Origin of the sequence: Pseudomonas sp. Sample_10, assembly GCF_004321495.1 — a bacterium.
GTDB lineage: Bacteria > Pseudomonadota > Gammaproteobacteria > Pseudomonadales > Pseudomonadaceae > Aquipseudomonas.
On the sequence record NZ_RCOE01000273.1, the window covers coordinates 85,307 to 93,539 of the forward strand.

8 protein-coding genes and 2 pseudogenes are annotated in these 8,233 nt (G+C 53.4%); 7 read left to right on the plus strand and 3 right to left on the minus strand.

Going from position 1 to position 8,233, the window contains the following annotated elements; all coding sequences use genetic code 11:
* The first annotated feature begins 98 nt into the window (after positions 1-98).
* The 3 genes and pseudogenes from D8U18_RS26195 to D8U18_RS26205 all read left to right on the plus strand — a co-directional run bounded on the left by D8U18_RS26195 (position 99) and on the right by D8U18_RS26205 (position 2,360).
* A complete protein-coding gene (locus D8U18_RS26195) occupies positions 99-1,076 on the plus strand; it encodes an RHS repeat-associated core domain-containing protein (RefSeq protein WP_131108976.1) in 978 nt (325 codons plus the stop codon).
* A 44-nt stretch (positions 1,077-1,120) separates the two neighbouring features.
* Positions 1,121-1,240, plus strand: a pseudogene (locus tag D8U18_RS29145) (glutathione S-transferase); the annotation flags it as partial.
* Between the two features lie 100 nt (positions 1,241-1,340).
* Positions 1,341-2,360 (plus strand): RHS repeat-associated core domain-containing protein, encoded by a 1,020-nt coding sequence (locus D8U18_RS26205; protein WP_131108978.1) that lies wholly within the window; start codon positions 1,341-1,343, stop codon positions 2,358-2,360.
* Positions 2,361-2,521: 161 nt separating this feature from the next.
* On the opposite strand, the gene D8U18_RS26210 is transcribed toward D8U18_RS26205, so the two are convergent.
* Positions 2,522-3,025: an ATP-dependent zinc protease gene (locus tag D8U18_RS26210; protein ID WP_056854370.1), complete on the minus strand. Its 504-nt coding sequence runs from the start codon at positions 3,023-3,025 to the stop codon at positions 2,522-2,524.
* A 165-nt stretch (positions 3,026-3,190) separates the two neighbouring features.
* Between D8U18_RS26210 and D8U18_RS26215 the strand changes: the two genes are divergently transcribed.
* Complete coding sequence (locus D8U18_RS26215) at positions 3,191-4,078, plus strand: acyltransferase (protein WP_056853875.1); 888 nt, start codon at positions 3,191-3,193, stop codon at positions 4,076-4,078.
* Position 4,079: 1 nt separating this feature from the next.
* Here D8U18_RS26215 and D8U18_RS26220 read toward each other — a convergent pair whose 3' ends face one another.
* Complete coding sequence (locus tag D8U18_RS26220; protein ID WP_130905995.1) at positions 4,080-4,634, minus strand: DUF2780 domain-containing protein; 555 nt, start codon at positions 4,632-4,634, stop codon at positions 4,080-4,082.
* A 215-nt stretch (positions 4,635-4,849) separates the two neighbouring features.
* On the opposite strand from D8U18_RS26220, the gene D8U18_RS29150 reads away from it, so the two are divergent.
* Together D8U18_RS29150 and D8U18_RS26230 are read left to right on the plus strand one after the other, a co-directional pair.
* Positions 4,850-5,926 carry an RHS repeat-associated core domain-containing protein gene (locus tag D8U18_RS29150; protein ID WP_241664359.1) on the plus strand — a complete coding sequence of 359 codons (1,077 nt, stop codon included), beginning with the start codon at positions 4,850-4,852 and terminating at the stop codon, positions 5,924-5,926.
* A 282-nt stretch (positions 5,927-6,208) separates the two neighbouring features.
* Positions 6,209-7,207: an RHS repeat-associated core domain-containing protein gene (locus tag D8U18_RS26230; RefSeq protein ID WP_131108980.1), complete on the plus strand. Its 999-nt coding sequence runs from the start codon at positions 6,209-6,211 to the stop codon at positions 7,205-7,207.
* 150 nt (positions 7,208-7,357) lie between these two features.
* On the opposite strand, the pseudogene D8U18_RS26235 reads toward D8U18_RS26230, so the two are convergent.
* Positions 7,358-7,537, minus strand: a pseudogene (locus D8U18_RS26235) (formaldehyde dehydrogenase, glutathione-independent); the annotation flags it as partial.
* A gap of 80 nt (positions 7,538-7,617) precedes the next feature.
* Here D8U18_RS26235 and D8U18_RS26240 point away from each other — a divergent pair.
* The coding region (locus tag D8U18_RS26240) for an RHS repeat-associated core domain-containing protein (protein WP_131108982.1) at positions 7,618-8,233 on the plus strand (616 nt) is incomplete at its 3' end.

Sequence of the window (8,233 nt, forward strand, 5' to 3'; positions counted from 1 at the left end):
TGCGACGAGGAAACACTAGCAGTTCTGATAGTAGGCAAAGATTGAAAAAACTCCGAAGCTAAAGGCCGACGCTACCGACCTCGCCTGGAGCTCAGCCAATGCCTACTACAACTCGCGAAACCGTCCTCAGTCGCTACCGCTATGACCCACTCGATCGCTTGAGCGCTCAGACCGACATCCAGCGCTTTTACTGCAACAATCGTTTGGCCACCGAAGTGGGCGGCGGCGTACAGACGAGCCTGTTCCAGCACGACGACCAGTTGCTGGCTCAACGCCAGGCTCGCGCCGACAAGATTGACACCACCCTCCTCGCCACCGACCAGCAACGTTCAGTACTGAACGCCCTTGATGCAACACGACCTCATGCCATTGCCTACTCACCCTACGGCTACCGCCCGCCGGAAAACGGTTTGCTCAGCCTGCTCGGTTTCAACGGCGAACGGCCAGACCCGGTGACCGGGCATTATCATTTGGGTAATGGGTACAGACAGTTCAATCCGGTGTTGATGCGGTTCAACAGTCCGGACAGTTTGAGTCCGTTTGGGGAGGGTGGATTGAATGCGTATGTCTACTGCGTTGGAGACCCCGTTAACTTTAATGATCCGACAGGACACATGCCTAAGTTCCTTCGCAAGCTTTTCGGTAGAACACCAGACGCTGTAAAAAAAGAGCTGACAGAGCTTAAAGTTGAAAAAAATACTGTGTCCTCCGAGATCAAAGAACTGAATTTAGACATAAACAAAGAATACAACAACATAAAATCCTTAGGTAAAAAAATCCTTAGCCTTGAAAACATGCCAATTCGGCCTAGCACAAAGCTTCCTAGCCATGATGAAACAATAGGTACAGACACATCTAGTTTTTCGACAACACTCATATCTACACCCGAAGGGAGGCAACAACGCCGGAGCGAATTGATCCTGGACCGTGAATTCGCAAAGGCCGCTTACTCCGCTCACTTAACATCAGTTGAATCAAAAAAAACAGAATTAAAAACGATCAATAGCAAAATAGAAACTCTAAAAAGAACCAATAAACCATCAAAAGACGCTTCACAGGACGTTCGCCAAACCTAAGAAACAGCAGAAACGGGGACAGACATATTTACCCGTAACTATATGCCTTGGACTACGTGCGCCATCCTGATCTGGACTGGCGCACAGCCAATCCGCAATTGGCCGCGTGGCATTTCGAGGTGGGCCAGCGGCCTTCGATGATTGCGACGATGCCGAAGGTTTAGCCTGCGACGAGGAAACACTAGCAGTTCTGATAGTAGGCAAAGATTGAAAAAACTCCGAAGCTAAAGGCCGACGCTACCGACCTCGCCTGGAGCTCAGCCAATGCCTACTACAACTCGCGAAACCGTCCTCAGTCGCTACCGCTATGACCCACTCGATCGCTTGAGCGCTCAGACCGACATCCAGCGCTTTTACTGCAACAATCGTTTGGCCACCGAAGTGGGCGGCGGCGTACAGACGAGCCTGTTCCAGCACGACGACCAGTTGCTGGCTCAACGCCAGGCTCGCGCCGACAAGATTGACACCACCCTCCTCGCCACCGACCAGCAACGTTCAGTACTGAACGCCCTTGATGCAACACGACCTCATGCCATTGCCTACTCACCCTACGGCTACCGCCCGCCGGAAAACGGTTTGCTCAGCCTGCTCGGTTTCAACGGCGAACGGCCAGACCCGGTGACCGGGCATTATCATTTGGGTAATGGGTACAGACAGTTCAATCCGGTGTTGATGCGGTTTAACAGTCCGGACAGTTGGAGTCCGTTTGGCAAGGGTGGATTGAATGCGTATGCGTATTGTGGCGCAGACCCTGTTAATCAAAGGGATCCATCAGGGCATAAATTTATGAGTCGTATTTTTGGAACGATGGAAAAAATAAAAAAAGCCCCCCTTCACAAACACACCAAGGACTTTTTAATAGAACAGAAAAAAATCTTAGGAGGAACAGAAAAAATAAAAGAAACTGCCGCTACCGAAAATATGCCCTCAGAGCAACTCCTGCTGACACGAGCCATTAAAAATAAACTCAGCGCATTGGATTCAGACATCCTTTTGTACCAGGATACTCACCCGGAGTGGGTAGGGTCTAGTGACGTAGAACGCTTAAAAATCGAGAACCTGCAAAGAAAGTTAAACGACACCCGTGAGTTTTTCATTGACCTAACTACCGGGTCCGGAGATCTATTAACCCCGAACCAGAAAAAACCATTTTCGAATGCAGACAAGAGGATCGTTGACACTCTTCGACGTGTCCCGCCTGCCCGGGATAACCTTCCAACCTATGAATCTCTATTTCCAAATGGGCCCCCTTCAAATTCGAAATCGGTCCGACGCGATTCCTAACCATCTGCCGTGCGCCATCCTGACTGGACTGGCGCAACGCCAATGGGCAACTGGCGCGTGCATTTCGAGGAAACTGGCTTCGATGACTGGATGACGCCGAAGGTTTGATCCCATCCAAAATCAAACCCCGGCAATTCTGCCTTCCTTGCGCCATCTTCTTATCAACAATCCGGCTTATCCGCCGTAAACCGTCTCGCCGGATTCACCGCCGCCCCAAACTCACGCAACGCTTTGGCACCAATCAACAACGGATAATTAAAACTGCTGCGGTCGGTCAGGTTGACCTCGACGGTGCGTTTGACGTTACCCAGGCACAACTCCAGGTCAACTACCGGCCGCTTGGTCGGTGCAGCCACGTCTTCGTCTTCGTCCTCTTCGGAACGGGTCTTGATCTTGCTGATTCGTGCGACTTTATGTTCGTAGACTTTGTTGCTCGCATCTTTGGTGGCGAGGCGGAACCGCACCCAGTCTTCGCCGTCGCGGGTGAAGGTTTCGATGTCTTTCGCCGACAGCGACGCTGTCAGGGCGCCGGTGTCCATCTTGGCCTTGAGCACTTCACCGCCGATTTCCGGCAAGGCGATGTATTCATAGCGCCCGTACAGGGTTGGCTCGGCGGCCAAAGCCGGCAGGGCGATGAGGGAAAGCAGGGCAAGGAGAGATTTCACGTAGTGGGCTTCCATGAGAAGTGAGCAGCGCAATTTTAGACCGTGGTTCACCTGATCGTTCCCCCGAGATTAGCGGCTCCATAGTGAAACATTCGTCACCACCGATTTGGCCTGCCGCCCGAAGCTGCTTATCATGGCGCGCCCAAACGCTTTCAAGAGTTGCCTATGCGCCGCCTGCTCACCGGCTGTTTCGTTGCCCTGCTGTTATTGCTCAACACCTTGGTCCTGATCGGGCCTTTGATGGTGTTTGCCCTGCTCAAACTGGTGTTGCCCGGTCGCCTGCGCGATTACGCCTCCTGGTCGGTGATGTGGATCGCCGAGACCTGGTCGGAAATCGACAAGCTGATCTTTCGCGTGTGCATTCCCACTCAATGGGACATTCGCGGTGGCGACGATCTGCGGCGCGACACCTCTTATCTGGTGATCAGCAACCATCAATCCTGGGTCGATATCCCGGCGCTGATCCAGACGCTGAACAGGCGCACGCCGTTCTTCAAATTCTTCCTCAAGAAAGAACTGATATGGGTGCCATTTCTGGGCCTGGCCTGGTGGGCGCTGGATTACCCTTTCATGAAGCGCTACACCAAGGCCTTCCTGACGAAGCACCCGGAGCTTGCCGGCAAGGATCTGGAAATCACCCGACAGGCCTGCGAGCTGTTCAAGCGCCAGCCAGTGACGGTGGTCAACTACCTGGAAGGCACCCGGTTTACCGCCGAAAAACGTGCGCAGCAGCAATCGCCGTTCACCCACCTGCTTAAACCCAAGGCCGGTGGCGTGGCATTTGTGCTGGCAGCGATGGGCGAACAACTGGATGCGATTCTCGACGTGACGGTGGTTTACCCACAGCAAACGATTCCCGGGTTCTGGGATTTGATCAGCGGCAACGTGCCCAGGGTCATCATCGACATCAAGACTCGCGAACTCGAGCCGACGCTGTGGCAGGGCGATTACGAAAACGATCCGCGCTTTCGTGAAACGGTCCAGAACTGGGTCAACCAGCTCTGGACCGAGAAGGACCAACGCATCGACGCCTTGCGCGCCGAAAGCCATTGAATCAACTGCTGGTACCGGCGCCCCAGATCCCGCCCAGGCTTTGCAACAGCGAACCACCGACACCTTGCTGACCGAAGTACTGCAGGATCACCGGGGCAAACACGCCGATCATGCCGGTGTCCATGCCCAGCGCGCTGAAGGCGTTGTTCAGGTCGGTGGTGTCCTTGATGTTGCCCAGAGCGTTGTCCAGGCCCGCGGCCTTGCCGCTTGATCCGAGTAAACCGGCGAGAGCACTCAGTTCACCGAGGCCGGACAATTGGTCAAGGCCCGGGACACTTTTGGCCAACGCCGAATAGTCGGTTGAACTCAACTGATTTTTCGCCAGCCCCAGCATGGCCCCGGCGCCACCGATGGCTTGCTCCGGTGTCACATTCAATTGGCTGAGCGCACCCAGCAGGTCGGCTGTTTCAGCCGTCGGCGCGGCCTCGACGGCTGCGTTGTCGTCCTGCATGCCCGCAATCGCACTGGCCGCATCACCCAAGCTGAACTGAGCGAAGACCGGACTGGCGACCAGGGTCAACAGCGAAGCCAATGCTAAACCGCGTGAAATCTTCATCCGGGCATCCTCGTGTGTCACAAATAACGCCCGTTAACGAGCGCAAAGTTGCCGGTTTGACCGGGTAAGCGAGGGCATGTTCCGAAGGCTGGCATGCATTTCCTGCCCGCTCGTCACAAACACCTACGGCACTATCAGAACCGCTAGTAGGCAGCCCTGAACAGTTACTTCACAGTGAAACCCTGAATCGACAAATTCATTCAGGATGCCCGCCCATGCAGCCTAAACGCGAAACGTTGCTCTGCCGCTACCACTACGACCCACTGGATCGACTGGTTGATTGCACACCCACGGTGCAGGCCACGACTCGGCGCTTTTACCTCAAAGATCGCCTGGCGACAGAGATTCAGAGCGCGGCGCAGCGTTCGATCATGCAGCACGGCGACCAACTGTTGGCTCAGCGACAGCGTCAGAGCGGTGCCATGGACACACGATTGCTTGCCACCGATCAACAGCGCTCAGTGTTGAACGTACTCGACGCGGCTCGTCTCAATCCTCTCGCCTACTCCCCCTATGGTCATCGCCCGGCAGAGAACGGTTTGCTCAGCCTGCTCGGCTTCAACGGCGAACGACCGGATCCGGTGACGGGGTGTTATTTGCTGGGCAATGGGTATCGGGCGTTTAATCCGGTGTTGATGCGGTTCAACAGTCCGGACAGTTGGAGCCCGTTTGGAGAGGGTGGGTTGAATGCGTATGCGTATTGCATGGGGGATCCGGTGAACAGGACGGATCAAAATGGACATGCGGGACTTTTAAAAAGAATGTTTATGTCACTCGGAAGAAAATTAGAATTAAAGCACTCATCACATATGACACGCGCCAATGGCGGATTTAAGGCCGCAACAAAAGAACTTCCAGCTAATCAACACTTATCAAGTGTTGCGAGTCTGGACTATCCGGACGCAAGGCAATTTCCATCTCGCTCCTCCATCTCGTCCGGGACCTCAAAAATATCGTCGATTTCGTCAAACTATGAATCTACGCTTAGCAGAAGAACGAGCTCTTTCACTCACCCCAGAGAACAACTTCGTCCTCGTGCGCCTCTGCCAATGGGGGTCAAGTCGAAAACAGAATGGAGCTATCCAAAACCTGATTACTCTCACCAAAATATTTACGAGGAGCTGCAACCCAGTAATGCTCACCAGCTGGCTAGCCGCGAGATTTATGATCTCGACATGCAGCTGTACAAAGAACAGAAAATCTTAGACCTTCTAACTTCGCCACAAGCTAGGGAAATAAAAAACATTAGCACCACAATCAACAATATTCGATTCGGAAAAAAATTTCCGTAGTTACTCGATGCACTGTTAGGATTTCACTAATAAAAATTGGCGCCCCGAGGTCGCCATTTTTTTGGCTGAACGCTTACGCCGCACTAAACATTTTATGCGGTTCAATCTCAAACTTCTTCGGTACACCCGCATCGATCTCGCCCTGGCAACTTGGATCGCCATCGCGACTGATCATTTCGACCTCTTGGGCCTCCGATCCTAGCAGTTCTGCTAGTAGGCAAAGTTAGCCGATTGCGCGACAGTAATAGCCCAAATCGACGGATCTTCCAGGGAACCCTCCCAATGCCGACGAACCGCGAAGCCTTGCTTTGCCGCTACCACTACGACCCACTGGATCGCCTGGTCGCTTGCACACCATCGGAGCAGGCGAGTGCCCAGCGCTTCTACCTGAAAAACAGCCTGGCCACCGAGATTCAAGGCTCGGAGCAGCGCTCGATCTTTCAACAGGAGGATCAACTGCTGGCGCAGCAACAGCGCCAAATCGGGTCCGTGGAAACCACCTTGCTCGCCACCGATCAGCAACGCTCGGTATTGAATGCACTCGCCGCAACACGGCCTCATCTCCTCGCCTACACACCGTACGGCCATCGCGCCCCGGAAAACGGTTTGCTCTGCCTGCTCGGCTTCAACGGCGAACGTCCGGATCCGGTGACGGGGTGTTATTTGCTGGGCAATGGTTATCGGGCGTTTAATCCGGTGTTGATGCGGTTTAACAGTCCGGATAAGCATAGCCCATTCGCAAAAGGGGGCTTAAACACTTATGTTTACTGTTTGGGCGATCCAATTAATCTTTCGGACCCTACTGGTCAATTCGCTATAGCACTCACTCAGCTTGCCGGACTTTTTGAAACCGTAGCGACACATGCAGAGAATATCGTCGGGACTCTTCTTCAAGCAAGACGAGCAGGATTCCTAGGGTATGCCGAATTGGCCATTAATGCGGGTTATGTCAGCATGGCGACAGGTACGACACTGCAATTGGCAGGCTACTCGGCAGGGGGCGTCATTCAGAATACCGGTGCCGCATTGCTAAGTGTGGGGGCCGGCATGAAGTCAGCACATCGAGCAGTTACAACATTAGGAAAGAACCGCGTAGTTAAAGCCTTGGTACAAAAGGTACAAGGTAAAAAACCAGGCGCAAACTTAGCGCCCACACTTAGCTCCGTGTCAGTTGAACAAGCAACCCATCACCCCCGCAACATGACAAAAATAACCATGCCCTTATTGCCCCAAAAAAAAGAACTAACAGAACCAACAAACAACATACGGAATGCCGTTTAGACTGAAGGTAAATTTTCATTTGCACGACAAAAGATCGGACTTGAATTTTTTCTCGAAGAGTTGTATCGAAGACGCGCCGGCCCATTCTTACTGAAAAACATTGCCCTTAAAAAGGGCGACCATAGTCGCCCTTTGCCTTCTAGCCTTTACTTACGCCGCACTAAACATCTTATGCGGATCAATCACAAACTTCTTCGGCACGCCCGCATCAAACTCGCCATACCCTTGCGGTGCCTGATCCAGGCTGATCACCTGCACGTCTACCACTTCGGCAATGTTGATGCGGTCCCGCATGATTGCCTGCATCACTTGTCGGCTGTACCCAACTATCAGTTCTGATAGTAGGCAGTCTCCGTCGACTGCTTCAAAGTGAAACCCTGAATCGACAAATTCATTCAGGAAACCCGGATATGCTCCCTAATCGCGAAACGCTGCTCTGCCGCTACCACTACGACCCCTTGGATCGACTGGTTGATTGCACGCCGACGGTACAGACCGCCACTCGACGCTTCTACCAGAAAGATCGCCTGACCACCGAGATTCAAGGCACGCTGCAACGGTCGATCATGCAGCACGACGATCAAGTTCTGGCTCAGCAAAGTGGCGGGCTCACGCATTTGCTTGCCACCGATCAACAGCGCTCAGTGTTGAACGTACTCGACGCGGCTCGTCTCAATCCTCTCGCCTACTCCCCCTATGGTCATCGCCCGGCAGAGAACGGTTTGCTCAGCCTGCTCGGCTTCAACGGCGAACGTCCGGATCCGGTGACGGGGTGGTATTTGCTGGGCAATGGTTATCGGGCGTTTAACCAGGTGTTGATGCGTTTTAACAGCCCGGACAGTTGGAGTCCGTTTGGGGAGGGTGGGTTGAATGCGTATGGTTATTGTGTGGGGGATCCGGTGAATCGAAGGGATCCAACAGGGCATGCAGGTATTTTCTCCAGCTTTTGGAAAGGAATTAAGAATATATTTGGAAGAACACCGTCCCGAGGGCCTAAAGCTGCGAAAGGCCCTGTAAACCAATTTT

What these genes read in the sequence shown, in the direction of transcription:
- D8U18_RS26215 (WP_056853875.1), top strand. Translation starts at nt 3,191, where the DNA reads ATGCGCCGCCTGCTCACCGGCTGTTTCGTTGCCCTGCTGTTATTGCTC.
- D8U18_RS26205 (WP_131108978.1), top strand. Translation starts at nt 1,341, where the DNA reads ATGCCTACTACAACTCGCGAAACCGTCCTCAGTCGCTACCGCTATGAC.
- D8U18_RS26195 (WP_131108976.1), top strand. Translation starts at nt 99, where the DNA reads ATGCCTACTACAACTCGCGAAACCGTCCTCAGTCGCTACCGCTATGAC.
- D8U18_RS29150 (WP_241664359.1), top strand. Translation starts at nt 4,850, where the DNA reads ATGCAGCCTAAACGCGAAACGTTGCTCTGCCGCTACCACTACGACCCA.
- D8U18_RS26230 (WP_131108980.1), top strand. Translation starts at nt 6,209, where the DNA reads ATGCCGACGAACCGCGAAGCCTTGCTTTGCCGCTACCACTACGACCCA.
- D8U18_RS26220 (WP_130905995.1), bottom strand. Translation starts at nt 4,634, where the DNA reads ATGAAGATTTCACGCGGTTTAGCATTGGCTTCGCTGTTGACCCTGGTC.